The following is a 26568-nucleotide window of genomic DNA, read 5'->3' as shown; positions in this document are numbered from 1 at the left end:
AGGACTGACCCACCATGTTCCGTACCGCCTTGCGCAATGTGCTTGCGCACAAGGCCCGGCTGCTGATGACCGTCCTCGCCGTGATGCTCGGCGTGGCCTTCGTCTCCGGCACCCTGGTCTTCACCTCGACCCTCTCCGACGCGTTCCAGAACAGCTCCCAAAAGGGCTACGACAACGTCGACGTCGCGCTCCGGCCGCACTCCTCCGAGCGGGCCGCCGGCGCCCCCGGCCAGGAGCCGCAGCTCGACCGGAAGCTGCTCGACAAGGCCGCCCAGGTGCCCGGCGCCGCCTCCGCCACCGGCACCGTCTCCGGCTTCACCGCCATCGCCGACAAGAAGGGCGAGCTGATCGGCAACGGCTTCTCGACCCTCGGCGGCAACTACTTCCCCGGCAAGGACGGCAAGGACGCCCGCTACCCGATGCGGGACGGCTCGGCCCCCCGGAACCCGCACGAGTTCGCGCTGGACGCACACACCGCGGACCGGGCCGGCTACAAGGTCGGCGACACCGTCCGGATCTCCGTCGACGGACCGGTCCGCAAGCAGCGGCTGACCGGCATCTTCACCACCGACGACGGCACGGTCGCGGCCGGCGGCAGCCTCGCGCTGTTCGACACCCCGACCGCCCAGAAACTGCTGGCCGTAGCCGGCTCCTTCGACGAGATCGACGTCAAGGCGGCGCCGGGCACCTCCCAGAGCGCCCTGAAGGCCGCGCTCGACAAGGCGCTGCCGAAGGACACCGCCGAGACCACCACCGGCAAGAAGCTCGCCGACGACCAGGCCAAGGCGATCGCCCAGAGCATGAACGGCATGAAGACCGGCCTGCTCGCCTTCGCCGGGATCGCCCTCTTCGTCGGCATCTTCATCATCGCCAACACCTTCACCATGCTGGTCGCCCAGCGCACCAAGGAGCTGGCGCTGCTGCGCGCGGTCGGCGCCGCCCGCCGCCAGGTCACCCGCTCGGTACTGATCGAGGCGTTCGTCGTGGGCGCGGTCGCCGCGGTCACGGGACTGGCCGCCGGTATCGGCATCGGTGCCGGACTGCGCGCCCTGATGGGCAACTTCGGTGCGACGGTGCCCGACGGGCCACTGGTGATCTCGCCGGGAACGGTCCTGGCCTCGCTGGTCGTCGGCATCGTCGTGACCGTACTGGCCGCCTGGCTGCCGGGCCGCCGGGCCGCGAAGATCCCGCCGGTCGCCGCGATGAACAGCGTGCACGCCACCGCCACCACCAAGTCGCTGGTGGTCCGCAACACCATCGGCGCGCTGTTCGCGGGCGCCGGTGCGGCCGGTGTGCTGATCGCCACCGGCATGGACGACGGCAAGGCCGTGATGGGCGGCGGCGCGGTGCTGCTGCTGATCGGCGTGTTCATCCTGACGCCGCTGCTGTCCCGCCCGCTGATCGCGCTGGCCGCGCCCGTACTCCGCGCCTTCGGGATCTCCGGCACCCTCGCCCGGCAGAACGCCCTGCGCAATCCGCGCCGTACGGCCGCCACGGCCTCCGCGCTGATGGTCGGGCTGACGCTGATCACCGGCCTGACGGTGATCGCGGGCAGTGTGCAGAAGGGCATCGACAAGATGGCCACCGACTCGCTCAAGGCCGACTATGTGGTCTCCATGGCCGGCCGGACGCCGCTCTCGCCCGACGTGGCGAAGAAGATCAGCGGCCTGGACGAGGTCACCGCATCCACCCCGCTGCGCAACTCCCCCGCCCGTGTCGGCACCGGCACCGCCTACCTGACCGGCGTCAACGGCAAGGACTTCGGCCAGGTCACCCGGCTTGACTTCACCAAGGGCTCGCTCGGCACGCTGCAGGGCGGCAGGGCCGTCGTGGACGACGCCACCGCCAAGGAGAAGGGGTGGCGGCCCGGCTCCCGCCTCCCGGTGACCTTCGAGGACGGCAAGAAGGGCACCCTGACCGTCTCGGGTGTCTACCGGGGCAACCAGATGATCAAGGGCATCCTGCTCGACAACGCCGCCCTTGCCCCGCACCAGCGGCACATCTCCGATATGCAGGTGATGGTCAAGACGAAGCACGGCGCCACCGACGCCAGCAAGGACACGCTGGTCAGGGCGCTCGGCAAGAACCCGGCGATCTCCGTCTCGGACAAGAAGGACGTCTCCGACGGCATCGCCAAGATATTCACCCTGATGCTGAACATGGTCTACGGCCTGCTGGCCATGGCCGTGATCGTCGCGGTGCTCGGCGTCATCAACACCCTGGCGATGTCGGTCTTCGAACGCGCACAGGAGATCGGCATGCTCCGCGCGATCGGTCTGGACCGGCGCGGTATCAAGCGCATGGTGCGGCTGGAGTCGCTGGTCATCTCGCTCTTCGGCGGGGTGCTCGGCATCGGCCTGGGCGTGTTCTTCGGCTGGGCGGCCGGTGAGCTGATCGGCAGTACGCTGCCGACCTACGAACTGGTGCTGCCGTGGGGCCGGATGGGCCTCTTCCTCGCCCTCGCCGCGGCCGTCGGCGTCCTGGCCGCCCTGTGGCCCGCCCGCCGCGCGGCCGGACTGAACATGCTGGCCGCCATCAAGGCGGAGTAACGCCCGCCACCGGCACCGCACGCCGGTCCTGTCGCCCGCCCACCCGCTGCCGTGAAGGAGCGGGTGGGCGGGCGGCGTTCAGCCACGGTGCGCGCCGGTGCGCCAGTCGCGCGCCCGCAACGGCACCCCCGAGGCCCCGGATTCCGGCGTACGGACGGCCAGCACCTGGTTGACTCCTATCCGGTTGCGCTCGAAGGACAGCGCGGACGCGGCCATGTACAGCCGCCACACCCGGGCCCGCCCCACGGAGGTGAGCCGCGCCGCCTCGTCCCAGTGCTCCTCCAGGTTGGCGACCCAGTGCCGCAGCGTCAGCGCGTAGTGCTCCCGGATCGCCTCCACGTCCCGCACCTCGAACCCGGCGTCCTCCAGCTGGCCGACGGTCCGGCCGAGCGGCGCCAGCTCACCGTCCGGGAACACATAGCGGTCGATGAAATCGTCGACTTGGTACGCGTCCTCGTCCACGACCGGCCGCCGGGCGATCTGATGGTTGAGCAGCCGCCCGCCCGGCTTCAGCAGGGAGTGCAGGGCGCCGGCGTACTCCGCGTACTGCGTCCGGCCGACATGCTCGGCCATCCCGACCGAGGAGATGGCGTCGAACGGCTCGTCGTGGATCTCGCGGTAGTCCTGCACCCGGACCTCGATCCGGTCGGCCAGCCCGGCCTCGGAGATGCGCTTACGGGCGAAGGTGGCCTGCTCCTCGGAGAGGGTGATGCCGACCGCCCGTACGCCGTACTCGCGGGCCGCGTGCAGCACCATCGAGCCCCAGCCACAGCCGACGTCGAGCAGCCGCGCGCCCTCCTGGAGGCCGAGCTTGCGGCAGATCAGGTCGAGCTTGTCGCGCTGGGCGTCCTCCAGGGTGGCGGCAGATTCGCCGGCGGCTTCGGGAGTCCCCCAGTAGGCGCAGGAGTAGACCATGGACGGGCCGAGCACCAGGGCGTAGAAGTCGTTGCCCACGTCGTAGTGGTGGCTGATGGCTTCCTTGTCGCGCCGCAGGGTGTGCAGCGGTCCACGGCGGCGTCTGACCTCTTCCGCGGGCGGAGTGGGCGGAACCGGCGCGCCGGCCAGGGTCAGCAGCTCCCGGGCGGCGGCGCGGACCTCCGGACGGACCAGGGCGCGCAGCGCGGCGGCGCGCTTGGGGGCGTCGTTGCGCTCCCAGATCAGTCCGGCGAGCCGGTCGAGCGCTTCGTAGAGATCGCCTTCGATGTCGAGGTCGCCGGCCACCCAGGCGCGGGCCAGGCCCAGCTCGCCCGGCTTGAAGAGCAGCCGGCGCAGCGCCCTTCGATGGCGGATGACGAGTGTGGGTGCCCCCGGCGGGCCTGACTCGCTACGGTCCCAGGCGCGGATGCGCATCGGGAGCGGGGCTCCCAGCACCTCCTCGGCGAGCTTGGTGAGCCGTCCAGCGGCGTCGGCCATGTCGCACACCTCCGTGTTGACGAGTCGGGCAAAGAAGTTTCACCCACCACGTAAACGCCAATGGGGCGCCCAGATAGTCCCGTTCACACGCAAGAGAACCGCAAACCGCCTGGTTTTCGCCAGAGCGGACACGCCAAAGGGCGCCCGCCCCACGGATGGCGGACGCCCTTCGGGCTGGTCGGAGTACCCGACCGGGGATTCAGGAGGCCTTGGCCTTGGTCTTGTCCCCGGCCTCGGCGGCGGTCGGCGGGGCCGGCGCCGGCTTGGCGGCCTCGTAGAACTCCTCGCGGGGGTTCTCCATGGCGCCGAGCGAGACGACCTCGCGCTTGAGGAACATGGCAAGCGTCCAGTCGGCGAAGACCCGGATCTTGCGGTTGAACGTCGGCATCGCCATGCCGTGGTACGCGCGGTGCATGTACCAGGCGAGACGGCCCTTGAGCTTGATCTTGGTCTTGCCCAGGACGATCATCGCGACGCCCTTGTGCAGCCCCAGACCGGCGACCGCACCCTTGTTGGCGTGGCTGTAGTCCTTCTGCGGGAAGCCGCGCATCCCGGAGATGACGTTGTCGCCGAGGACGCGGGCCTGCCGGAGCGCGTGCTGCGCGTTCGGGGGGCACCAGGCGTTCTCGTTGCCGCCCTTGCGGCCGACCATGTCGGGGACCTGGGCGTTGTCGCCGGCCGCCCAGATGTAGTCGGTGCCCTGCACCTGGAGGGTGGTCCCGGTGTCGACGTGGCCGCGCGGGCCGAGCGGCAGACCGAAGCGGGACAGCGCCGGGTTCGGCTTGACGCCGGCGGTCCACACGATGGTGTTGGAGTCGACCTCCAGGCCGTTGTTCAGCACCACGTGGCCGTCGACGCAGGAGTCCATGCCGGTCTTGAGGTAGACCTCGACGCCACGGCTCTCGAGGTGCTCCTTGCCGTAGGCACCGAGCTTCGGGCCGACCTCGGGGAGGATCTTGTCGGCGACGTCGACCAGCAGGAAGCGCATGTCCTCGCGCTTCACGTTGTTGTAGTACTTCGCGGCGTCGCGGGCCATGTCCTCGACCTCACCGATGGTCTCCGCACCCGCGAAGCCACCGCCGACGAAGACGAAGGTCAGCGCCTTGCGGCGGACCTCCTCGTCGGTCGTGGAGTCGGCCTTGTCCAGCTGCTCCAGGACGTGGTTGCGCAGGCCGATGGCCTCTTCCACACCCTTCATGCCGATGCCGTTCTCGGCCAGGCCGGGGATCGGGAAGGTACGGGAGACCGCACCCAGCGCGATGACCAGGTAGTCGAAGGGCAGCTCGTACGCCTCGCCGACCAGCGGGGCGATCGTGGCAACCTTGCGGTCCTGATCGATGGTGGTGACCCGGCCGGTGAGAACCTCCGCCTTGGGGAGCACACGTCGTAGCGGAACCACGACGTGGCGGGGGGAGATGCTGCCGGCTGCAGCTTCAGGGAGGAAGGGCTGGTACGTCATGTACGAGCGCGGGTCGACGACCGTGACGGTCGCCTCGCCGTACCGCATCTTCTTGAGGATGCGGCGTGCCGCGTACAGGCCTACGTACCCACCGCCTACAACGAGGATCCTGGGACGCTCCGTGGTGCTCATGCAATCGAGTATCCACCCCCACATGGGGGGTCGCTCGTGAGCCCCTTCACAAGCAACCGGGGGGCATCTGCTACACTCCGCCGGCTTCGTGACCGACGCCATAGTGTGGACCGGAACCAGCGTGTTACGCGAGGCGTTGGAGACCCCCGTTGATCAGGGATTGTCGTCCGTCGGACGGGCGAACCACTGCCTCCGCGAGCGCGCCGCCCGCCCGCCGGGGACCGCGCATTTTCCGGGTCGAGGGGACCTAAGACCTTCGAATGAGGGTCCGACGATCCGATTGTTCGCCCAACGGGAGGCTTTTTCATGTGAAGGATTTCACGAACTTTCTTCGTGGGCTCCTTCCCGGCCCCTCCTGAAGGCCCCCAAGAGGCGCTCAGACGGGCATCCCACCCGCTCAAAGGGCCATTCGGCAGAGGCCGTTGCCACCCCCTGCCGGCGCTCGGCCGCCCGGCACACCGGGGCAGGGGTGCGGCGGCAGGTGTCCTCCCTCCGCACGCACGCGCCCCCGGGCGGGATCCCTCCCCCACCGAGGGCGCCGAGGTGTGCCCACCGCAGGTCGGTTGCCCTTCGCCGCGGCCTCTGGTGTACGGCTGCCAGGGTCAGCCGGCGATGCTCCAGGCGATGCCGTCCAGGATGTCGTGCTCGCTGACGACGACCTCGCCAGCGCCCGACCGCTCCATGATCGACAGCAGCACCAGCGCGCCCGCGGCGATCACATCGACCCGGCCCGGGTGCATGACGGGGATGGCCGCGCGCTCGGCATGGGTGGAGGACAGCAGCCTGCCGGTGATCTCGCGGACCTTCGCCAGGGAGATCCGGGAGTGGTGAATGGCCTCGGAGTCGTACCGGTCCAGGCCGAGCGCGATCGCGGCGACCGTGGTCACGGAGCCGGCCAGGCCCACGAGGGTGGCGGCCTCGCTCAGCGGGACGGTCTCCTCGGCCCGGTCCAGCGCCGCGGCGATATCGCTCTTCATGGCGCTGATCTGCCCCGGGGACGGCGGGTCGCTGATACCGCCCTCGTGCGCCAGATGCCGCTCGGTCATCCGTACACAGCCGACGTCGACCGAGCGCGCGGCGCGTACGGAGTCGCTGCCGAGGACGAACTCGGTCGAGCCGCCGCCGATGTCGACCACCAGGAAGGGCCGCTCCAGATCCGCGCGGCCGGTGAGCTCCTTGGTGGCGCCGTTGAAGGAGAACTCCGCCTCCTGGTCGCCGGTGATCACCTCGGGCTCCACGCCCAGGATGCCGACCACGCCGCGGACGAAGTCCTCGCGGTTCTCCGCGTCCCGGGAGGCGGAGGTCGCCACGAAGCGGACCTGCTCGGCGCCCAGTCCCTTGATCACCGCGGCGTACTCGCGGCAGGCCGCGAAGGTGCGCTCCAGCGCCTCGGGCGCCAGCCGCCCGGTGCGGTCCACCCCCTGGCCCAGCCGGACGATCTGCATCCGGCGGTCGAGGTCCTTCAGCTCGCCCGTCGCCGGGTCGGCGTCCGCGACCAGCAGCCGGATGGAGTTCGTACCGCAGTCGATGGCGGCGACCCGCTTCACGTGGCGTCTCCTTCGGGGGCGTCCTGGGCCCGGGAGGTGTCCGGGCCGTCCGAGGTGTCCTGACAGGGGGTCACACACGGCCCCTTCTTCCACCACTCCGGCAGCATCGCCAGGGCCTCGTCGCCGAGCGGATTGACGCCCGGCCCGGCCGCCAGTGAATGGCCGACGAGGACGTGCAGGCACTTGACCCGGTCCGGCATGCCGCCGGCGCTCGGGAAACCCTGCAGCACCTCGATGGCGTCCCGCCGCCGGAGGTAGTCCTCATGGGCCGCCCGGTAGGCGGCGGCCAGCTCCGGGTCGCTCGCCAGCCGCTCGGTCATCTCCTTCATCACGCCGTTGGCCTCCAGCGTGCCGATCGCGGAGGCCGCGCGCGGGCAGGTGAGGTAGTAGAGCGTGGGGAAGGGCGTGCCGTCCTCCAGGCGCGGCGCCGTCTCGACGACATCCGGCTGCCCGCAGGGGCAGCGGTGCGCGATGGCGCGCAGGCCGCGCGGCGGGCGGCCGAGCTGTTCCCGGAAGGCGGCGATGTCCGCGTCGGTGGGCTCGGTGGGCTCGGTCTGGGGCGGGGGGGTGTCCATGTGCGCTTTCGGTGAGGTGAGTGGTGAGGTGGCGGCGGGACGGGCCGTCGCCGACAGTACGGGCTGCGGCCCGGCGGTGGTACGGGCAGGGCGCGGCTACCGCTTGTCGGCCGCGTCGACGGTGTCCCACAGATTCTCGTACCAGGGGCGCTGCGCCGCTTGCGGCCCCTTCGGTGCGGAGCCGGTGCCGGAGCCGTCCTGGACGATGTATCCGGTCTCGCCCGGCATGACGTAGTGCAGATGCCGGCGGGCTTGCTGGCGTACGTAGTCCGGGTCCTGCCAGCGGGCCTTCTGCTCGCGCAGCCGGTCCAGTGCGGCGCCGGCGTCCTGGGCCTTGCGGCGCTGGTCGGCGATGTCAGAACGCTGGGAGATGTACTGCCTTATCGGATACGCGAGGGCGACGACCAGGGAGCACATCACCAGCGCCAGCAGGGCGGCGCGGCCGGTGAGGCGGTTGCGGCGGGGCGGGCGGGCTCGGTAGACGCGGGCGGCGGCCTGCTCGCCGAGCGCCTTGAGTCGGGTCGCGGTCGAGAACCGGTCCGCGGGCACGTCGTCTCCCCTTCACTGGCTGACGCCTGACTGCTGAAGCAGGTACGTCCCCGGCAACGGTACGGGACCGTCGCCGGGGACGTACGGGGTGCTGGGCGGTTGTCTCGCCCGATTAGCCCCTGCTGCCCTGATCGGCCCGGCAGCGGGCCGCACTGCGGTCAGCTGCCGTGACGGAACCGCGGGAAGGCGGAGCGGCCGGCGTAGACCGCGGCGTCGTCGAGGATCTCCTCGATGCGCAGCAGCTGGTTGTACTTGGCGACGCGCTCGGAGCGGGCCGGGGCACCGGTCTTGATCTGGCCGCAGTTGGTGGCGACGGCGAGGTCGGCGATGGTGACGTCCTCGGTCTCACCGGAGCGGTGCGACATCATGCACTTGAAGCCGTTGCGCTGGGCCAGCTCGACGGCGTCCAGGGTCTCGGTCAGCGAGCCGATCTGGTTGACCTTCACCAGCAGCGCGTTGGCGGAGCCCTCCTCGATGCCGCGGGCGAGGCGCTCGGGGTTGGTGACGAACAGGTCGTCGCCGACGAGCTGGACCTTGGCGCCGAGCTTGTCGGTGATGACCTTCCAGCCGGCCCAGTCGTCCTCGTACAGCGGGTCCTCGATGGAGACCAGCGGGTAGGCCGCCACCAGCTCCTCGTAGTACTCGGTCATCTCGGCGGCCGAGCGGTCCTTGCCCTCGAACTGGTACTTGCCGTCCTTGTAGAACTCGGAGGCGGCGACGTCCAGCGCGAGCGCGATGTCCTGGCCGGGGGCGTAACCGGCCTGCTTGACGGCCTCCAGGATGAGGTCGAGGGCCTCGCGGTTGGAGCCCAGGTTCGGGGCGAAGCCGCCCTCGTCACCGAGGCCCGTGGACAGACCGCGCTCCTTCAGGACCTTCTTCAGGGTGTGGTAGACCTCGGCGCCCCAGCGCAGCCCCTCGGAGAAGGACTCCGCACCGATCGGGGCGATCATGAACTCCTGGATGTCCACATTGGAGTCGGCGTGCGAGCCGCCGTTCAGGATGTTCATCATCGGGACGGGCAAGACGTGCGCGTTCGGGCCACCGAGGTAGCGGAACAGCGGGAGGTCGCTGGCCTCGGAGGCGGCGTGCGCGACGGCGAGGGAGACGCCGAGGATGGCGTTGGCGCCGAGCGAGCCCTTGTTGTCGGTGGCGTCCAGGTCGAACATGGCCTGGTCGATCAGCCGCTGCTCGGTCGCGTCGTAGCCGACGAGCTCCGGGCCGATCTGCTCGATGACGGCCAGGACGGCCTTCTCCACACCCTTGCCGAGGTAGCGGTTCGGGTCGCCGTCGCGAAGCTCGATGGCCTCGAAGGCGCCGGTCGAGGCGCCGGACGGCACGGCGGCACGGCCCGTGCTGCCGTCGTCGAGGCCGACCTCGACCTCGACCGTGGGATTACCTCGCGAGTCGAGAATTTCGCGGGCTACGACGACGTCGATGGACGGCACGTTGTCTCCTTCGTGGGTGTCTGGAGTCTGCAGCACGAGCCTAACGGCCCCGGGCACGTCCGCTTGCCCTTGGCCCGCTCTGTGGGATGGAAAGACCCGGAAAGCTCCCCAAAAGCCCAGTTCACGGGACGTTTGGGCGCATTGTTCGCCGAACGGGAGAAACGCGGAACGGAACCGGTTACCGGTGTGCGGCCGCCATGGGTGCGACCCGGGCGCGGCCGGGCAACGAGAAGCCCCGCCGCGACGCGCTGGGGGAAGGGCGCGCCGGGCGGGGCGGTCTCACCGAGGAAGGGGGCCCGCCGCTCGGGCCCGCCGGATTCCCGCTGAGGGGTGGACTCAGACGTTGAGCTTCTGGCCCGGGAAGATCAGGTTCGGGTTGCCGCCGATGACCGACTTGTTGGCCTTGTAGACGGACTTCCAGTCGGCACCGTGCGCCTTGGCGATCTTGGCGAGGGTGTCGCCCGCCTTGACGGTGTAGTTGCCGTGGCCCATGGACTTGCGCTCGGTGGAGCGCGAGGCGTGCCGCTCGGGAGCGGCCGGGGCCTTCTTGGCCTCGGTCTTGGCGGAGCCCTCGTCCTTCTGGGGCGCGGACTTGGTCTGCGCGGAGCCCGAGGTGTCGACGTCGGCGGCGGGGCCACCGGCGGTCAGGTTGCCGGCACCGGCGCAGGACCAGGCGCCCGGGCCCTGGATGGCGAGGAGCTTCTCGGCGGCGGCGATCTGCTGGGACTTGCTGGCCAGGTCGGCGCGCGCCGCGTACTGGGTGCCGCCGGCGGCGGCCCAGCTGGAGTTGGAGAACTGCAGGCCACCGTAGTAGCCGTTACCGGTGTTGATCGACCAGTTGCCGCCGGACTCGCACTGGGCGACCTTGTCCCAGGTGGCGACGGAGGCGGCGGAGGCGGAGGTGGCGCCCATCAGCGGGACGGCCACGGCAGCGCCGGCGATGCCGGCGAGGGTGGCGACGCGGACGGCCTTGGACGGACGACGGTGCTTGCCCTTGATGATCAGCATGGTTCGTTCGTTTCCTCACCGACGCCTACGAGGTGAGCTGTCGGGTTCGGGCCGTGAGAATCGCCCGGCCTCGTGCGCGTGGCGCACGTGGCTTCACCCCAAGCCGGTTGACCCGCTTTCACGGGTGGGGCCGGCACTTACCTTGGGTCCCCCGCTCCTGCCTTCGGCGCTTGCGCGTCAACTGCCTCCGACCACCGGCAGGATTCGGCGTGTGATCGAAGGGCCCGCTTTGGCGAGCGGTCCTGACGTTAAGCAGTAATCCCCTTGGGGTTCAAACCCCACCATCTGAACCAAGTTGACCGTTTTTGATCACGGGCGGGTCACATACCCGCAGGTGAACCCCGGTTTGCCGAGGCGGGACGAACCGGGGTTCACCACGGTCAACGAGAGCCTTGTCTCACTTTCCCAAAAGCGGGCGAAGGGCGGCGAATTACCCCGCGGAGTGCCCGAGATCGAGCAGTTGGCCCGGCTTGATCAGGTCCGCGTCGGAGCCGACGACGCCCTCGTTGTGGTCGTAGAGCGCGGGCCAGCCGCCGGGCAGCCGGTGGGCCGAGGCGATGGCTGACAGCGTGTCACCCGGGCGCACGGTGTAGTCGCCGTCGCCCGCCGGGCCGGTGCGCGCCTCGTCGCCGCGTGAGGCATGCCGGCCGGCGGACCTGCCGCCGTCGTCGTCACCCTCGTCGCCCGAGCCACCGCGGTGCTTGCCCTTCGCGGGCTTCTCCTGCGGCGTGCCGGTCGTGTCCGTGCGGCTGCCGTCGTCGGACGGGTCGGCGGACTGCGACGGGTCGTCGTGCCCCTTGCCCGGCGTCGCCGAGTCGGACGGCGCCGGGTCGGTGGACGCGTCGCCGGAGCCGGCGGAGCCCGGGGCATCGGGCGAGGGCGCCGGATCGGACGACTCGTCGCCCGGCTCGTCGTGCGTGCCGGCGGAGTCCGAGCCGTCGTGCGTGCCGGACGCATCGGACGGGTCCCAGGGGTCCGAGGAGCCGTCGGCGTCCGACGGGGCGGGCGAGGGAGTGGCGGTGCTGCCCGGGTCGACCTCCGGCGCGCGCCCGTCCTTGGTCAGACCGGCGCTCACCGCGCAGCTCGACCAGTTCTCCGGGCCGCGGTCGTCGAGGATCGATTCGGCCACCGCGATCTGCTGGGAGCGGCTGGCGAGGTCGGGGCGCGAGGCATAGGCCGCGCCGCCGTAGTCGTCCCACATCTCCTGGGTGAGCTGCAGCCCGCCGTAGTAGCCGTTGCCCGAAGCCGCGCTCCAGACGCCGCCGCTCTCACACTGGGCGACCTTGTCCCAGGTGGCGGTGTCGGCGGCGTGAGCACCGCTCGCGCCGAGCAGTGGCAGGGCAATACCGGCGCCGGTCACTCCCGCCGTGACAAAGATGGCCGGTGCTTGACGGGGGCGCCGGTGTCGGCCGTTCCCGGAACGCATGCGGATGCCTTTCGCGCGGCGGTTGAGTTGTACGACGAGCTCTTCGAGCTGCTCGACGGGTTACCCGGGCCGGCCGACGCGCACGAGGCACACCGTTACACCGGTCCCCCACATCACCGCTTCGGCCGATCGAGTGAAGCCCGTCGATCGTCGGTCGAAAGGTAGCCGGGGTCACGGGTAGTCACAAGTCGGTGTAGCGCAGATCACGTAAAGGTCACACGGCTGACTCTCTGTCACTTTTGACCTTGTTGCTGGTCAGGGCCGTTCGGGCGGGAACTCCACGGGCAGCGACCGCAGTCCGCGCATGATGAGCCCGCCGCGCCAGCGCAAATCGTCCGGTTCCGCGGCAAGTCGGATGTCCGGGAGCCGGGTCAGCAGTGTCGCCAGAGCGGTCTGTCCTTCGAGCCGGGCGAGCGGCGCACCCAGGCAGTAGTGGATGCCGTGCCCGTATCCCAGGTGCTGGTTGTCACGACGGGTCAGATCGAGGACATCCGGCTCGCCGAAGCGTGCCGGGTCGCGGTCGGCGGCGGCCAGCACGACCAGGACCGGGTCGCCCTTCGCGATCCGCTGCCCGCCCAGCGTCAGCTCCTGCGTCGCGAACCGCCAGGTCGCCAGCTCCACGGGGCCGTCGTAACGGAGCAGTTCCTCGATGCCGGTGGTGAGCAGCTCGGTGTCGCCCGCCGCCATCGATTTCTGCAGCAGCTCGCGCTGGGCGGGGTGGCGCAGCAGCGCATGGATGCCGTTGCCGATGAGGTTGACGGTGGTCTCGAAACCGGCGAAGAGCAGGATGAAGGCCATCGCGGCGGCCTCGTTCTCGGTGAGGTGCTCGCCGTGGTCCGAGGCCCGGATCAGTCCGGAGATCAGGTCCTCGTCCGCCTCCGCGGTGTCGCCCAGGGACTCGCGCTTGCGGTGGATCAGCTCGGCGAGATAGCCGCGCATCTTCTTCACGGACCGGGCGACACCGCCGCGCGGCCCCCCGCCGTGCCGGATCATCATGCCCGCCCAGTCACGGAAGTCGTCCTGGTCCTCGCGCGGCACCCCCAGCAGATCGCAGATCGCGTAGATGGGCAGCGGGAAGGCGAACTCATGGATCAGATCGGCCTCGCCGCGCTCCGCGAAGCCGTCGATGAGGTGGTCGGTCAGCTCCTGGACGCGCGGGGCGAAGGCGGCGACCCGGCGCGGTGTGAAGGCCTTCGAGACCAGCCGGCGCAGCCGGGTGTGGTCCGGGGGGTCGATGTTGAGCAGATGCGTCATCAGGTTCGCGCTGCGCTCACCGGGGATGCCGACCTTGCCCTTGCCGTGCGCGGCCTCGCTGTGGTGCACCGGGTTCTTGGACAGCCGGCCGTCGGCGAGCGCCTGCCGTGCCTCGGTGTAGCGGGTCACCAGCCAGGCCTCGACGCCGCTGGGCAGCTCCGTCCGGTGCACCGGCGCATGCTCCCGCAGCCAGGCGTACGCGGGGTAAGGGTCGGCGGCGAACTCCCAGGTGAACAGCGCGGGGGCGGGCGCGGCGGCGGGGCAGCCCGCGGGGGCGTCGGCGGAGGTGGCGTGGGGCTTGTCGTGCACCTTCCGACCGTAACCGGTGGGCGCCCCCGGGCGCGCCCGCGCACCGGCGGGGGCCCGGCGGGCGCCTGCGCTACGCCGGATCCACCCCCAGCCCCGTCAGGAACGCCACGGCCGCCGGCGACGGGCCGAGACTGCTCCACACCACCCGCTCGGTACGCTCGGGCGCCGGCCGCACCCGCACGATGTGCAGCCCGGCCAGCTCGGAGGCGATGGCCTCCGGCACCATTCCGACGCCCAGGCCCGTCCGCACCAGCTTCGCCAGGAACTCGACCGTGGTCACCTCGAACGCCACCTGCGCTGTCAGCCCCGCCGCGCGGAACGCCTCATCGCGCTGCCGGCGGGCCGCGGACCCCGCCGTGAAGTCGACAAACGTCTCCCGCGCCACCCGCGACAGCGTGGTCCACTCCCGCCCCGCCAGCGGATGCCCCGGCGGCACCACGGCGACCAGCTCACCGCGCGCCAGCTCCTTCTCCCGTACGCCGACGGTACGGGCGCCGGGCGCCAGCCCGACGAACGCGACGTCCAGCACGCCCTGCCGCACCTGCTCGATGAGCTGGTCGCTCATCTCGGTCTGCAGACTGATCCGCACCTGGGGGCAGCGCGTCCGGAAGGCACCCAGCTCACGGGCCAGGTCCACGGCCGCGACGGTGGAGATCGCACCGACCGCGAGCCGGCCGCGCACCACGCCGGTCGCCGCCGCCACCTCGGCGCGGGCCCGCTCGGCCGCCTCCAACGCCTGCCGGGCGACCGGAACGAAGGCCTCACCGGCGACGGTCAGCCGGACACTGCGGCTGGTCCGGTCGAAGAGCCGGGCACCGAGCTCCTTCTCCAGCCGGGCGATCTGATGGCTGAGCGCGGACTGCACCACATGACAGCGCTCGGCGGCCCGGGTGAACCCACCGGTCTCGGCGACCGCGACCACATAGCGCATCTGCTGGAGCTCCATGCCCACCGATCCTAGCCAGCATTGATCATGATTCGCGATGGATGCGATGACAATGATGTGTTGGACTCATCGATCGGACCGGGCCCAGGCTGGGGGATGCCCGCCGCCACGGTGGCCGTGGGCGGGTGAAGGGGAGGCATGCATGGAGACCGAGCGCGGAGCGGAGCCGGCCAACGGGGGCCCGGCGGACCGGCGGCCGGGCCCGGGGCGCGGCACGCTGCTGCTGATGTCGGTCGCCGCCGGACTGTCCGTCGCCGGCAACTACTTCGCCCAGCCGCTGCTGGACGTCATCGGCCGCGATCTGCACCTCTCCCCGTCCACCGCCGCACTGGTCGTCACCGTCGCCCAGGTCGGCTACGGGCTCGGCCTGCTGCTGCTCGTCCCGCTCGGCGATCTGCTGGAGCGACGCCGGCTGGCCGTCACCCTGACCCTGGCGACCGCGGCCTTCCTCACCGTCACCGCGAGCGCGCCGAACGCCGCCCTGCTGCTGACCGGCACCGCGCTGACCGGCCTGACCTCGGTCGCCGCCCAGGTCGTGGTGCCGTACGCGGCGACCCTGGCGGCGCCCGCCGAACGCGGCCGGACCGTCGGCACCGTCATGACCGGGCTGCTGCTGGGCATCCTGCTGGCCCGTACGGCCGCCGGGCTCCTGGCCGAACTCGGCGGCTGGCGCACCGTGTACTGGGTGAATGCGGGGCTGATGCTGCTGATGGCGGTGCTGCTGCGGCTCCGGCTGCCCGCGCTGCGCACCACCGCCGGCCTGCGCTATCCCGCGCTGCTGCGCTCCACGCTGGCGCTGTTCGCCCAGGAGCCGGTGCTGCGGTGGCGGGGCGCGCTGGGCGCGCTGACCTTCGCGGGCTTCAGCGTGCTGTGGACGGCGCTGGCGTTCTTGATGTCCGGGCCGGCCTACGGCTGGCAGGAGTCGGCCATCGGGCTGCTGGGGCTGGTGGGCGCGGCCGGTTCGCTGTCCGCCTCGGTGGCCGGGCGGCTGGCGGACCGGGGTCTGGCGCACCGGGTCACCGGCGCCGCGGCGTTCCTGCTGCTGGGGTCCTGGGGCCTGCTCGCGGCCGGCGGGGCGGGTGGCGGCTGGTCGCTGGCGGCGCTGCTGGCCGGGGTGATCGTGCTGGACCTGTGCGCGCAGGCGGTCCACATCAGCAATCAGAACCTGGTCTACGCGGTCCGCCCCGAGGCCCGCAACCGCCTCAACTCGGCGTATATGACCAGCTACTTCGTGGGCGGGGCGGCGGGGTCGGCGCTGACGTCGGTGGTGTGGGGCGTCGGGGGCTGGGGCGGGGTGTGTGCGCTGGGCGCCGCGCTGGCGGTGACGGTCGTGGGGCTCTGGCTCGCCGACCGGCTGCGGCGCCGTCCTGCGGCAGGCGTCCGCGGGCAGCAGGAGCCGGTGGCCGTCGCCGGGACGGCGAGCTCCGTCGCTCCTTGACGGTTCGGCGCCGCGTCCTGCGCCCCGCGTCCGAGGGCGCTCCGGCAGCAAGGCGCGTTCCGGCAGCCCCGGGATCACGCCGGAGCGGATGACGCAGGCCGGAGCGCCGTCACGCCGGCCTACGCGCCGCCGCAGTGTCGCCGCCGCGCCGAAGGTGTCAGGAACCGGCACCGCCCTCGGCGGCCACCACCGCATCCCGGTAGGCCCGCGCCGCCGCCCGCAGCGCCGCCTCCGGGTCGATGCCGTCCGCCTCGGCCCGCATCGCCAGTGCCAGCAGCTCGTATCCGATGCCCTGCCCGGCCGGGGGCGCGACATCGAGCCCCGCCGTGCGGACGCGGGAGGCGAGCTTCGCCGCCAGCGCCAGTCCGGGCTGGGCCAGCGGTATGCCCTCGGTCACCGAATCGCGCTGCTTCTCCTCCGCCTTCGTCCGCAGCCAGTGCGCCTTGACGTCCTCCGGGGTCGCCGCGTCCTCCTCCCCGAAGACATGGGGATGGCGGTGAATCAGCTTCTCGACGATTCCGCCCGCGACATCGTCGAGGGAGAACGGCTCGTCGGGGTCGTCCTGGGCGATCCGGGCGTGGAAGACGACCTGGAGGAGGACATCGCCCAACTCCTCGCGGAGCGCCTCGCGGTCGCCCTCCTCGATGGCCTCGACCAGCTCGTACGCCTCCTCGATGCCGTACTTGGCGAGGTCGCGGTGCGTACGGATGCTGCTCCAGGGGCAGGCGGCGCGGATCTGGTCCATGACCTGGACGAGGTCGAGCAGCCGGGCGCCGGGCAGGTCGTAGGAGCCGGGCAGCAGCTCCAGGTCCGGCATGGTCTCGCGGCCGGAGCCGGCCAGCCTGGCCAGGCCGTCGGTCAGCGCGCTCTCGCCGTCCGCCGAGGTCAGGACGACGGCCGTACGGTTCCCCGCCACGCAGTGGTTGACCAGCTCGCGGGCGGCGGGGGCGGCCGTCTCCACCTCGATGCCGGCCTCCCGCAGATAGGGCAGCTGGGGATGGTCCGGGTCGGCGCACAGCACTCGGTCCGCCCCGCGCAGGATCTGCCAGGCGGGCCAGGACAGGAGTCCGGGGGCGACCCGGTGGCTGGTGGTGAGCAGGACCAGGCGTCCGGTGCCGGTGCCCTCGGGGCGGGCTTCGGCGCCGGTGTCGGCGGCAGAGGCGTCAGCGTTCACGCCTCGAACGTAACGCACCGCACCGACAACGCCCGGCGCCGGTGGGTGAGGGCCCGGACGCACCCTGACCCCCGCCGGGGACGCCTCCTTACGGACCGCCCCGTACAGACCGCCCGCTCAGGCCTGCTGCCTCGCGGGCTCGGTGGTGATCCACGGGTCCTTGGTCTCGCCGAGGATGACCTGGTGGTCGTCCCACTTGCCGAACCGCGGATTGACGTCGATCCCCATGGACCGGGAGGTCTTGGCCAGCGCCTGAGCGAGCTTCTGCTGACCCTGCGGCTTGCCGCGGTCCGCACCGAGGTGCCGGGCGACGCCGTCGAGCAGCAGCTGGTTGCGGACCATGGCATCGATCTCGTCGGGGGCGACGCCCTGCTGGAGCCACATCGCCTTCAGCCGCTCCCCGCCGCCGGACTGCTTCTCGGCCTGGGCCCGCCAGCGCTGGACATCGCGGCGGCTGACCGTCACCCCGGCGTCCTTCGCGCCGCGGGCCAGCACCTCGTCGAAGATCATGCCGTTGAGGGTGGCCAGGCTCAGCCGGCCGGTGTTCATGATGAGCTGGCCGCCCTGCGGGGACTTGGCCTGGGCGGCGCGGACATCCTTCACCTTCGCCTGCAGCTGGGAGACGGTGATCCGCTTCCCGTCCACGATGGCCGCGGCCCCGGGGTGGGCGTCGCTGCCGCAGGCCGCGAGCAACGGGGCCCCGGCCAGCAGAGCGGCGGTGGCGGATACGGAGAGCGCTGTCCTACGGCGGAACACATGGCCTCCCGGCAGATCGTGCGACGGAGTCTCGACCTTGGTGGATCGATGCTATGGAGTCGGCGTGGCCCAGGCCACTGCTTCGGCCAACGATCTGGGGCGGGGTCGGTTTCTCCGCATGCGTACGGACTGCCCGGCGGCCCTGATCAACTGTGGTGATGCCCCGCTCACCGTGCGTCTCCTGTCGGGTTCCGTTCCGCCCGCGTCTGCGCGGATGTCGGTGCCCCGGGGTCCTTCCCCGGCCACTCCCGGCTCCAAGGCCCCGCCTCCCTCAGGCCTGGACCTGCCCCAGCCAGTACAGGGTGCGGCGCAGTTCCTCCGGGAAGGGGTGGTGGGGGCCGTGCAGGCGTTCGGCGTCGTAGAGGAGCCGGGAGAGGGATTCCTGGGCGGCGCCGCGTTCGCCCTGGGCGAGGAGCAAGTGGCCTATGGAGCGGCGGATTTCGAGCGGGCGGGCGGGGTCGTCGGCGTAGTGCTCGAAGTACGGGAGCAGCGCGCGGTACTCGTCGAGGGCTTGTCCGACCTCGCCGAGCTGTTCCAGGCACTGGGCGGCCTCGTAGTGGAACTGGAGCGACTGGCGGGTCGCCCCCGCGCCGGACTCCTTCGCGAACTCCTCGGCCAGCAGCCGGAGTTCGGGCAGCGCGCGGCGGTACTGGCCGTCGTCCATGAGGGTGGCGGCGTACTGCTTGCGCAGGGTGCGGACGACCGGGGAGTTCGCTCCGTGCCGCTCGGCGGCGGCCGGCAGGATGCCGCCGAGGATGTCCACGGCGTGCGTGATCCGGCCCTGGTCGAGCAGGTTCTTGACCTCGTCGACGGCGGCCGCGACGTCCGGGCCGCCGGCGGCGGAGGTGCGCGGGTCGGCGGCGGCGGTCCAGGCACCGGGCCGGGAGGTGCGGGCCGCGGGGACGGCGGAGGCGCGGGGGTCGGCGGCCGGGCGGCCGGACCCGGTGGCCGCGGGGACGGCACCCGGACGGAGTGCGGCGTCCGGAACGAGCGGCGTGGACAGCGCGGTGGGAGTCGGGGCCGGCGCCGGGGCCCCTTGGGAGCGCACCGGCCAGGGGGCCTGCGGCTGCCGGAAGGGGCGGGTGGGGTCCATCGGGGCGAGCGGAACGGGCGGGGACTGTGCGGCCTGCGGCCCCGTGGTGGCCGCGGGCAGCAGCGGGGCCAGCGCCTGGTAGACCTCCTGGGCGTCGGCGGGGCGGGCCTGCGGGTCCTTGTGCAGCAGGTGGAGGACCAGCGCTTCGAGGGCCTCGGGGACGTCGGGGCGCAGCCGGCGCACCGGGACCGGCTCCTCGTGCAGATGGCGGTGGAGCACGCCCAGGGCCGTCGAGCCGGCGAACGGGACCTCGCCGCTGAGGAGTTCGTGCAGCAGAATTCCGAGCGCGTAGAGGTCGGTGTGCGGGCCGACGGTGCCGCCCATCGCCTGCTCGGGCGCCATGTAGGCCGGGCTGCCGATGGGGGAGCCGGTGTGCGTGAGGCGGGTGGTGTCGGTGTCCAGCGCGGAGGCGATACCGAGGTCGAGGACGACCACGGAGCCGTCCGGCCGGATCATGACATTGCGGGGCTTGAGGTCGCGGTGCACGATCGGCACCGCGTGCACGGAGGCCAGCACGGCGCACAGCTGGGCGGCGACGCTGACGGCCCAGGGCCAGGGGTAGGGGTCGTGCTCGGCCAGGTGGTCGGAGAGGTCGGCGCCCTCGACGTACTGCATCACCAGATACAGGTCCTCGTCGTCGCTGCCGGCGTCGTGGACGGTGACCAGCCCGGGGTGGTCGACCTGCGCGGTGACCCGGCATTCGCGGACGAAGCGGCGGCGCATCTCCTCGCCGTCCGGGGTGCCCGCCACCCGGTCGGGGCGCAGCAGCTTGACGCCGACCCGACGGTCCAGACGGCGGTCGTAGCCGATCCAGACCTGACCCATACCGCCCTGGCCCAGCAGCGCGGAGAGTGCATAACGCTCGCCGATGACCCGGCCGTTCACCGCCCCTCCTCCTTGCGGAGGTAGTCGCTGAGCTCATCGAGCTCGGCCCGCACCCGGTCGATGCGCTGCGGCTGCGGCCGCTCCTGGGGCGGGGTGGGCCGGTACGGCGCCGGGGCGGGTCGGCCCGGCGCCGGCTGCGGGGGCAGCCGGGTCTCGGTCACGGCGTACGGGTTGGGTTCCGGCGAACCGTAGGGGGTGGGGTCCTGCGGCCCGTACGGGTGGGTCTCCTGGGCGTACAGCGGGAGCCGCGCGGGCGGCTGCGGCGGGCCGTAGGGGTGCGGTGCGGGCCCGGTGGCCGGTGCGGCACCCGGACCGGCCGCCGGGGCGGACCCGTAGGCGGGCCCGAACCCCGGGCCGGGCACCGGAGCGGGCAGTGGTCCGTTCGGCTGCCCGGCCGCCCGTACCGCGCGGATGTCGACGAAGAGGTAGTACGCCACGGTGCCCGCCATCTGCAACAGCAGCACCGCCACCGCGACATCCGTGCGCCAGTCGGTCTCGGGGTAGCCCTCCGACCACAGGCTCGTGCCGATGACCAGGGCCAGATCGCCGGCGAAGAGCCACCACCCCAGCGGCTTGCGCTGCACGATCGCCGCCCGCAGCAGCGCGGCCCAGGCCAGGAAGCCCAGGCTGAGAACGGTGCCGGCCACGAAGAGCACCCGCAGCAGGATGATCGTCCCCTGCGCCGGGGGGCGGTGCGCCGGGTGGGCGGGGACGGGGCCGTGCATTGCTGCTCCTGATGGATCGTTCGTGGCGGGCGGGGCGTGCCGCAGCGGCCGGTGGGGTGGCACCGCCCCCTCGCGCGGGCGGGCGCGGCTGCGCGTGCGTGCCTGCGAGCGTATATACGACGCCGACCGCGCGTGCGGGGTTGTACGGAATGGCCGGCCCGATGTGCCGGCTCCCGTGCGCCGCCGCCCCCTCCGGACCCGGTCGGTCCGGTGGGCCCGGTCGGTCCCGTCAGCCCGATCGGTCCGCTCAGTCCGGAGCCACCGAGCCGTCCGTCAGCCCGTCGTACAGACCCCGTACCAGTTGTTCGCCGAGCCGGGACGCCAGCCGCAAGGCCTCTTCGAAGGCGGCCAGTTCACCGAACCGCTGCCCGTAGCGGCGCTGCTCGGCGAGCGGCAGCCGGGGCAGCTGGAGGCGGCGGACGTCGAGCCGGGTGGCGGTGGAGGCGTAGCTGCTGGCCTGCCGGTTGTTGGCGGTGCCGCGCAGGAAGCCGGCGAGGAACCAGGGATCGACGGCGGCCGGGTCGGGCCGCAGCAGGGTGAGGTTGCGGCCGAGGGCGGCACCGGCGGTGGCCTCGTCGACGACCCGGGCGACGGCGCCGCCGCCGAGGACCGGGACGACGACATCGCCCGCGCGGACCAGGACCGGTTCCTCGGCGGGCCCGGAGGCGGGGGCTTCGGGGAGGGTGCCGGAGGGGGCGCCGCCGCCGATGACGTCATGGTCGGTGAGGACCGCGGGCCCTCCCCCGAGCTCTCGCGTTCCGGCGCCGCCCGCGCGCAGTACCAGGGCGCCGGCGCGGGCGAGTTCGCCGACGGTGGTCAGCGGCCAGCGGGAGGCGGCGGCGAGGTCCGGGAGGGTGTCGCCGGCCGCGGGCCGCGGGGTGAGTTCGGTGGTGCGGGCGAGGGTGGCGGTCAGCCGGTCGCGTACCCGGACGAGTTCGGCGGGACCGCCGGCCGCTGCGGGCGGCGGGAGGTGCCGGGCCGGGGCGAGGTCGACATCGTCGTCGAGGAGGTCGATGGCGGCCAGTGACCTCCGTACACCGGGCACTTCCTCGATGCCGCCGTCGCGGTCGAAGGCCCGCCAGGCGTCGAGAGCGGTGGCGCGGACGGTCGCCCAGTCGGGCTTGTCGCGGCCCGTGGCCGCGCCGACAGCACCGACGGCGAGGTCGGCGGTGTCGACGACGAGGAGGTGCGGGGTGGGCGGCGGGCCGCCGCCTGGCTTGCGCAGCACCCACAGGTGCAGCGGGATGCCGTTGGGCGGGGCGGCGCCGGCCGGCAGCGCGATGACGGCGCGCAGCGCGCCGCGGCGCAGCAGGTCGGCGCGGATCCGGCGGCCGGAGCGGCGGGAGGCGGCGGCGGGCGGCATCAGGAGGACGGCGGTGCCGCCTTCGCGGAGCCGGGCCAGCGCGTGCTGGACCCAGGCCAGTTCGGACTCCGTACGGGCCGGGAAGCCGTACTCCCAGCGGGGGTCGTAGGCCAGTTCGTCGTGGCCCCAGTTGCGTTCGTTGAACGGCGGGTGGACCAGGACGGCGTCGGCGGCGAGCTCCGGGAAGGCGTCGGCGCGCAGGGTGTCGGCGGCGCGTACCCGGACCTGGGCGTCGGGGGCGCCCAGGGCGAGGCGGAGCGCGGTGAACGCGGCGAGGTCGGGGTCGGCCTCCTGGGCGTGCAGGGTGACGGCGGCGCCGGAAGGGTCCGTGGCGTCCTGCCCGGCCCGCTCCTGGGCGGCGGCCAGCAGGGCGCCGGCGCCGCAGGCCGGGTCGAGGACGGTGTGCAACGGGTCGGCCAGGGCGGCCAGTTCGGCCATCAGCGCAGCCGGCGCCGGCGGGGTCAGGGTGTACTGCCGGGGGTTGGCGTCCAGGTGGCGGCCGAGCAGGAACGCGTACGCCTCGGGGGCGCCGTCCTGGGCCGCGAGGTCGCCGGCGGCCCGTACCAGTGCGGCGGACGGGGCGAGGGCCTCACGGGTCAGGCCGCGTACGGGGTGCTCGGGGCCGAGCCGGGCGGCGAGGACGGAGTCGAGGATCGCGGGCAGTACGCCGGTCAGCTCGGCGTCGTCGGCGGCGGCGCGCAACTGCCGCCAGGCCGAGGGCCGTTCGCGGACCAGCAGCAGCACGGCGCCGGCCTGCCGCAGCGCGGCCGGGGCGCCCGCCGGGTGCCCCACCAGCTGCTGCCAGACCCGCTCACGCAGCGGCACCTCGGCGAGTTTTCCCTGGTCGCGCAGCCATTGCTCGATGTCGCCGAGGGCGAAGGCGGGGCTGGTCTCGGTGCCGCCGACCGGCTTGGGGAAGTCCGCGTGCCGGCGCCGCCAGTTGCTGACCGCGGCGCGGCCGACGCCGGCGAGCCGGGCGATACCGGCGGCGGTCACCTCGGTCGGGCGGCTCCCCACCGCCGCCTCCGTCGCCCTGGTGTCCGTCGCATTGTCCGGCGATGCACTGTCCGGCACCTGGCTGACTCCCATCCGGTGACCCCCGACCTCCGTGAACCCCCGACCACTGTGTCGACAAGCATACCCACGCACGATCAATACCCCCCTTCACATCGTGAACTCTCCAAGTTCATCCATTCATGTTGACTCGGTTCACAGCCTCTGTTGTTATTGACCCATCGCTTCGGCGGAAATCGATCCGAGTGCCCGGAAGGGGCCCCTTCGCATGTCTCAGCAGATGCACTACCAGCCCGCCCCGCAGGGGCCCACCGGCGCTCACGCCCCCCAGGCGGCCCGCAACGGCCTCGGCGTCGCCGCCCTGATCCTCGGCATCATCGGCGCGCTCAGCGGCATCCCGATGATCCTGTTCTGGCTGGCCGGACCGCTCGGCATCCTCGCCCTGATCTTCGGCCTGGTGGGCCTCAGCCGCGCCAAGAAGGGCCAGGCCACGAACAAGGGCGTGGCGGTGACCGGCACGATCCTGGGCGCGGTCGCGCTCATCCTGTCGGTCATCGGCGTCATCGTCACCGTGGTGGCGGTCAACAAGGCCGTCGACGAGGTGCACAAGCAGGTGGAAGAGAGCTCCGGCCAGCCGAAGAACGGCTCGGGCCAGAGCGCCAAGGAGCTCACCCCGGGCTCCACGGCGAAGTACAACAACGGCGTCGAGGTGACCGTCTCGAAGCCGAGCCCGTACACCGTCGACCCGAACACCGTCGTCAGCGGCCACACCGACGGCAACAAGGCGTACAAGCTCACCGTCACGATCAAGAACGCCGGCAGCAAGGTGTTCGACAAGCCGCTCGTCCAGACCAAGGCCCGGGTCAACGGCAAGAAGGCCGAGGAGGTCGACGACGACAAGCACGGCATCCTCCACCACGACTTCGGCGACTCGATCAACCCCGGCGCCACCGCCGACGTGGAGATGGTCTTCGACGCGCCGCCGACCGCCAAGGAGCTCGACGTCGAGGTCACGCCGGACCTCCTGCTCGACTCCGTGCACTGGAAGCTGGCCCTCTGAGCCTGCGGCTCCCCCCCTCGCTCCACAGCCCCCGGCCCGGGGAACGGACGGCCCCGCAGCGACGTCTGAATCACTGCCGTACCACTGCCGTCCCGGCCACCCCGCGACGCAGCGGCCACCGGACCGACCGGCTGGAAGTTTCGAGTATCTTTTCGGCAGTTGAGAGTGAGGACCCGCATGGAGACGGCCGCAGCGACGGCCGGTGCCGCCGGACGGAGTCCGGGGGAAGCCGGCGGCACCGTGCCACCGCCCCGGGCCGCCGACCCGGCCGGCCCCGCGACCGCCACCAACGGCACACCGCCCGGCGGCCCCGGGCGCCTGCGGCGCAGCGCCCGCCGCTTGCGCGACCGGACGGCTCCCCTGCGCGTCCCCCGCCTCGGCCCCTACTGGACGGCGGGGTTCTTCTTCGTCGCCTTCGCGCTGCTGTCCGTCATGCGCTTTTGCACGCTGTCCACGTCCTCCTGGGACCTGGGCATCTTCGAGCAGGCCATACGGGGCTACGCCCACTTCCGGGCCCCGATCGTCGACCTCAAGGGTCCCGGCACCAACATCCTCGGCGACCACTTCAGTCCCGTACTGATCGTGCTCGCTCCCTTCTACCGGCTGTTCCCCTCCCCCCTGACCCTGCTGATCGCGCAGGCCGCGCTCTTCGCGCTGTCCGCGATCCCGGTCACCCGCGCCGCCGCCCGTTCGCTGGGCCGTGTCCCGGGCCTGGCCCTGGGCATCGCCTACGGCACGTCCTGGGGCGTGCAGAAGGCCGTCGACTTCGACTTCCACGAGATCGCCTTTGCGCTGCCGCTGATCGCCTTCGCCCTCGAAGCGGTCCTGCGCGGACGGTGGACGGCGGTGGTGTGCTGGGCCGCGCCCCTGGTGCTGGTCAAGGAGGACCTCGGGGTGACCGCGGCCGTCATCGGTGCGCTCGCCCTGATACGCACCCGGCGGGCCAGTCCGCTGGCCATCGGCCTGGTCGCCTTCGGCATCACCGCCACCGCCGTCACCCTCGGCGTGCTCATACCGGGTTTCAACGGCTCGGGCTCGTACGACTACTGGAGCAAGTTCGGCGCCGACGGCGGCGGCCTCACCATCCCGCTCGACACGGCCGTGCGCACCACCCTCTGGGTCCTGCTGCCCACCACCGGCCTGCTCGCGCTGCGTTCCCCTCTTCTGCTGGTCGCGCTGCCCACTCTGGGCTGGCGTTTTCTGTCCCACGAGCCCCACTACTGGGGCATCGACTGGCACTACAACGCCGTCCTGATGCCGGTGGTCTTCCTCGCCCTGATCGACGCCCTGCCCCGGGCCCGGGTCTCCGCCCGCCCCTGGCTGCGCTCGTACGCCCACCATCTGCCGGCCGCCGTGGTGGCCGTGGCCCTCGCGCTGACGACCACACTTCCGCTGGCCCGCCTCACCGAGTCCGCCACGTACCGCATACCGCCGGACGTCACCGCCGCCGAGCAGTTGCTCGACCGCATACCCGACGGTGCGAGCGTCGAGTCCGACATCCGGCCGCTGAGCCGCCTCACCAGCCGCACCCGGGTCTACTGGACCGGCGACACCGACGGTCTGTCGCCCGACTACGTCGCCGTGCAGCTACGCGACAACCACACCCCGCGGCAGGCGCTGGCGGACGCCACCGCCCGCCACCCCAAGTCCACCTACGTCGTCCTCGGCGGCGCCGCGGACCTCGTCGTACTTCACCGGACCTCCGCCCACTGACCACCTGCGGCCCGTCCGGGCTCCCGGCCTGAAGTGCCGCACCGCCTAGGGGGCGTTCGACCGTGACTGTGGTCACTTCCCAGGTGTGATCTTTCGCAGCAGACTGGCCGTATGTGGACGCAGACAGCCATGGCGGCCGGAGTGCTCGCCCTGTTGACCGTGGTACCGGGGCCGGACATGGCCGTGGTCACCAAGCGCGCGATCGCCTCCGGCAGGGCGGAGGCCCTGCGCACCGCTGCCGGAATCACCACCGGGCTCCTCGTATGGGGCGTGTTCACCGTCGTCGGCCTTGCGGCGATCCTCGCGGCCTCGGCGCAGGCGTACTTCGTCGTCAAGATCCTGGGCGCCGCGTACCTGGTCCTCCTCGGGCTGCAGGCCCTCCGGCAGAGCCGTCGCTCCGCGCCGCGGACCGCCGCGTGGACGGCCACCGGCTCGGGGCGCGTCTACCTGACGGGCCTGACCACCAACGTCCTCAACCCGAAGATCGCCGTCTTCTACACCGGTCTGCTGCCGACCCTGACCCCGCACGGACTGCCCACGGCGGCCGGCATGGGCCTGCTGGTTCTGCTGCACGCGGTGCTGACCCTGACCTGGCTCGGGGCTTATGCCTACCTCGTCTCCAGGGCGCGCTCGTTCTTCGAACGGCCGCGCGTCCGGCGTCTGCTGGACCGCGTGACGGGTCTGGTGCTCATCGGCTTCGGGGTGCGGGTGGCCGCGGAAGCCAACTGACCACCG

The 26568-nt window shown here is 72.3% G+C and carries 20 protein-coding genes and 1 riboswitch; of the genes, 5 read left to right on the top strand and 15 right to left on the bottom strand.

The window, feature by feature from the left end; translation table 11 throughout:
- Positions 1 to 14 precede the first annotated feature (14 nt).
- Complete coding sequence (locus ACWGI6_RS25270; protein WP_453269625.1) at positions 15 to 2549, top strand: ABC transporter permease; 2535 nt, start codon at positions 15 to 17, stop codon at positions 2547 to 2549.
- Between the two features lie 78 nt (positions 2550 to 2627).
- On the opposite strand, the gene ACWGI6_RS25265 is transcribed toward ACWGI6_RS25270, so the two are convergent.
- From ACWGI6_RS25265 to ACWGI6_RS25220, 10 genes are all read right to left on the bottom strand, one after another.
- Positions 2628 to 3962, bottom strand: coding sequence for a class I SAM-dependent methyltransferase (locus ACWGI6_RS25265; RefSeq protein ID WP_453269624.1), 1335 nt, complete (start codon positions 3960 to 3962; stop codon positions 2628 to 2630).
- Positions 3963 to 4161: 199 nt separating this feature from the next.
- Complete coding sequence (locus ACWGI6_RS25260; protein WP_453269623.1) at positions 4162 to 5553, bottom strand: NAD(P)/FAD-dependent oxidoreductase; 1392 nt, start codon at positions 5551 to 5553, stop codon at positions 4162 to 4164.
- A gap of 602 nt (positions 5554 to 6155) precedes the next feature.
- Positions 6156 to 7100 (bottom strand): Ppx/GppA phosphatase family protein, encoded by a 945-nt coding sequence (locus ACWGI6_RS25255; RefSeq protein WP_453269622.1) that lies wholly within the window; start codon positions 7098 to 7100, stop codon positions 6156 to 6158.
- On the bottom strand, positions 7097 to 7675 hold the full coding sequence (locus ACWGI6_RS25250) for a DUF501 domain-containing protein (RefSeq protein WP_453269621.1): 579 nt from the start codon (positions 7673 to 7675) through the stop codon (positions 7097 to 7099). The genes ACWGI6_RS25255 and ACWGI6_RS25250 overlap by 4 nt, the downstream gene beginning before the upstream one ends.
- 96 nt (positions 7676 to 7771) lie before the next feature.
- Positions 7772 to 8224, bottom strand: coding sequence for an FtsB family cell division protein (locus tag ACWGI6_RS25245; protein ID WP_393908310.1), 453 nt, complete (start codon positions 8222 to 8224; stop codon positions 7772 to 7774).
- Between the two features lie 158 nt (positions 8225 to 8382).
- Positions 8383 to 9669 (bottom strand): phosphopyruvate hydratase, encoded by a 1287-nt coding sequence (eno, locus tag ACWGI6_RS25240; protein ID WP_393908311.1) that lies wholly within the window; start codon positions 9667 to 9669, stop codon positions 8383 to 8385.
- A gap of 336 nt (positions 9670 to 10005) precedes the next feature.
- Positions 10006 to 10677, bottom strand: a complete 672-nt coding sequence (locus ACWGI6_RS25235) for a transglycosylase family protein (protein ID WP_453269620.1) — start codon at positions 10675 to 10677, stop codon at positions 10006 to 10008.
- A 7-nt stretch (positions 10678 to 10684) separates the two neighbouring features.
- A riboswitch (cyclic di-AMP (ydaO/yuaA leader) is annotated at positions 10685 to 10856 on the bottom strand.
- Between the two features lie 251 nt (positions 10857 to 11107).
- A complete protein-coding gene (locus tag ACWGI6_RS25230; RefSeq protein WP_453269619.1) occupies positions 11108 to 12103 on the bottom strand; it encodes a transglycosylase family protein in 996 nt (331 codons plus the stop codon).
- Between the two features lie 255 nt (positions 12104 to 12358).
- The gene (locus ACWGI6_RS25225; protein ID WP_453269618.1) at positions 12359 to 13666 is read right to left on the bottom strand and encodes a cytochrome P450 family protein; all 1308 of its coding nucleotides are present in this window, start codon (positions 13664 to 13666) and stop codon (positions 12359 to 12361) included.
- A 70-nt stretch (positions 13667 to 13736) separates the two neighbouring features.
- Complete coding sequence (locus ACWGI6_RS25220) at positions 13737 to 14612, bottom strand: LysR family transcriptional regulator (protein WP_453269617.1); 876 nt, start codon at positions 14610 to 14612, stop codon at positions 13737 to 13739.
- A gap of 142 nt (positions 14613 to 14754) precedes the next feature.
- Between ACWGI6_RS25220 and ACWGI6_RS25215 the strand changes: the two genes are divergently transcribed.
- Positions 14755 to 16050 (top strand): MFS transporter, encoded by a 1296-nt coding sequence (locus ACWGI6_RS25215; protein ID WP_453269616.1) that lies wholly within the window; start codon positions 14755 to 14757, stop codon positions 16048 to 16050.
- A gap of 157 nt (positions 16051 to 16207) precedes the next feature.
- Here the strand turns inward: ACWGI6_RS25215 and ACWGI6_RS25210 are convergent, their stop codons facing one another.
- From ACWGI6_RS25210 to ACWGI6_RS25190, 5 genes are all read right to left on the bottom strand, one after another.
- Positions 16208 to 17224: a nucleoside triphosphate pyrophosphohydrolase gene (locus ACWGI6_RS25210; protein WP_453269615.1), complete on the bottom strand. Its 1017-nt coding sequence runs from the start codon at positions 17222 to 17224 to the stop codon at positions 16208 to 16210.
- 117 nt (positions 17225 to 17341) lie between these two features.
- A complete protein-coding gene (locus tag ACWGI6_RS25205) occupies positions 17342 to 17980 on the bottom strand; it encodes a SurA N-terminal domain-containing protein (RefSeq protein WP_453269614.1) in 639 nt (212 codons plus the stop codon).
- Between the two features lie 271 nt (positions 17981 to 18251).
- Entirely contained in the window at positions 18252 to 19958 is a 1707-nt protein-coding gene (locus tag ACWGI6_RS25200; RefSeq protein ID WP_453269613.1) for a protein kinase domain-containing protein, read from the bottom strand.
- Positions 19955 to 20683 carry a hypothetical protein gene (locus ACWGI6_RS25195; RefSeq protein WP_453269612.1) on the bottom strand — a complete coding sequence of 243 codons (729 nt, stop codon included), beginning with the start codon at positions 20681 to 20683 and terminating at the stop codon, positions 19955 to 19957. Before ACWGI6_RS25195 ends, ACWGI6_RS25200 begins: the two co-directional genes overlap by 4 nt.
- A 247-nt stretch (positions 20684 to 20930) precedes the next feature.
- Positions 20931 to 23063, bottom strand: coding sequence for an N-6 DNA methylase (locus tag ACWGI6_RS25190; RefSeq protein ID WP_453269611.1), 2133 nt, complete (start codon positions 23061 to 23063; stop codon positions 20931 to 20933).
- 265 nt (positions 23064 to 23328) lie between these two features.
- Between ACWGI6_RS25190 and ACWGI6_RS25185 the strand changes: the two genes are divergently transcribed.
- The 3 genes from ACWGI6_RS25185 to ACWGI6_RS25175 all read left to right on the top strand — a co-directional run bounded on the left by ACWGI6_RS25185 (position 23329) and on the right by ACWGI6_RS25175 (position 26562).
- Complete coding sequence (locus ACWGI6_RS25185; protein ID WP_453269610.1) at positions 23329 to 24120, top strand: DUF4190 domain-containing protein; 792 nt, start codon at positions 23329 to 23331, stop codon at positions 24118 to 24120.
- Positions 24121 to 24297: 177 nt separating this feature from the next.
- The gene (locus tag ACWGI6_RS25180) at positions 24298 to 25833 is read left to right on the top strand and encodes a DUF2079 domain-containing protein (protein WP_453269609.1); all 1536 of its coding nucleotides are present in this window, start codon (positions 24298 to 24300) and stop codon (positions 25831 to 25833) included.
- Between the two features lie 111 nt (positions 25834 to 25944).
- Positions 25945 to 26562, top strand: a complete 618-nt coding sequence (locus ACWGI6_RS25175; protein WP_453269608.1) for a LysE family translocator — start codon at positions 25945 to 25947, stop codon at positions 26560 to 26562.
- Positions 26563 to 26568 lie beyond the last annotated feature (6 nt).

The organism is Streptomyces sp. NPDC054786 (genome assembly GCF_053611685.1).
This window is presented reverse-complemented; position numbering and strand designations above follow the sequence as displayed.

Excerpts from the sequence above, each read along its gene's own strand:
- ACWGI6_RS25235 (WP_453269620.1), bottom strand. The coding sequence starts at position 10,677 with ATGCTGATCATCAAGGGCAAGCACCGTCGTCCGTCCAAGGCCGTCCGC.
- ACWGI6_RS25175 (WP_453269608.1), top strand. The coding sequence starts at position 25,945 with ATGTGGACGCAGACAGCCATGGCGGCCGGAGTGCTCGCCCTGTTGACC.
- ACWGI6_RS25265 (WP_453269624.1), bottom strand. The coding sequence starts at position 3,962 with ATGGCCGACGCCGCTGGACGGCTCACCAAGCTCGCCGAGGAGGTGCTG.
- ACWGI6_RS25195 (WP_453269612.1), bottom strand. The coding sequence starts at position 20,683 with ATGCACGGCCCCGTCCCCGCCCACCCGGCGCACCGCCCCCCGGCGCAG.
- ACWGI6_RS25270 (WP_453269625.1), top strand. The coding sequence starts at position 15 with ATGTTCCGTACCGCCTTGCGCAATGTGCTTGCGCACAAGGCCCGGCTG.
- ACWGI6_RS25260 (WP_453269623.1), bottom strand. The coding sequence starts at position 5,553 with ATGAGCACCACGGAGCGTCCCAGGATCCTCGTTGTAGGCGGTGGGTAC.
- ACWGI6_RS25185 (WP_453269610.1), top strand. The coding sequence starts at position 23,329 with ATGTCTCAGCAGATGCACTACCAGCCCGCCCCGCAGGGGCCCACCGGC.
- ACWGI6_RS25180 (WP_453269609.1), top strand. The coding sequence starts at position 24,298 with ATGGAGACGGCCGCAGCGACGGCCGGTGCCGCCGGACGGAGTCCGGGG.
- ACWGI6_RS25230 (WP_453269619.1), bottom strand. The coding sequence starts at position 12,103 with ATGCGTTCCGGGAACGGCCGACACCGGCGCCCCCGTCAAGCACCGGCC.
- ACWGI6_RS25250 (WP_453269621.1), bottom strand. The coding sequence starts at position 7,675 with ATGGACACCCCCCCGCCCCAGACCGAGCCCACCGAGCCCACCGACGCG.
- ACWGI6_RS25220 (WP_453269617.1), bottom strand. The coding sequence starts at position 14,612 with ATGGAGCTCCAGCAGATGCGCTATGTGGTCGCGGTCGCCGAGACCGGT.
- ACWGI6_RS25215 (WP_453269616.1), top strand. The coding sequence starts at position 14,755 with ATGGAGACCGAGCGCGGAGCGGAGCCGGCCAACGGGGGCCCGGCGGAC.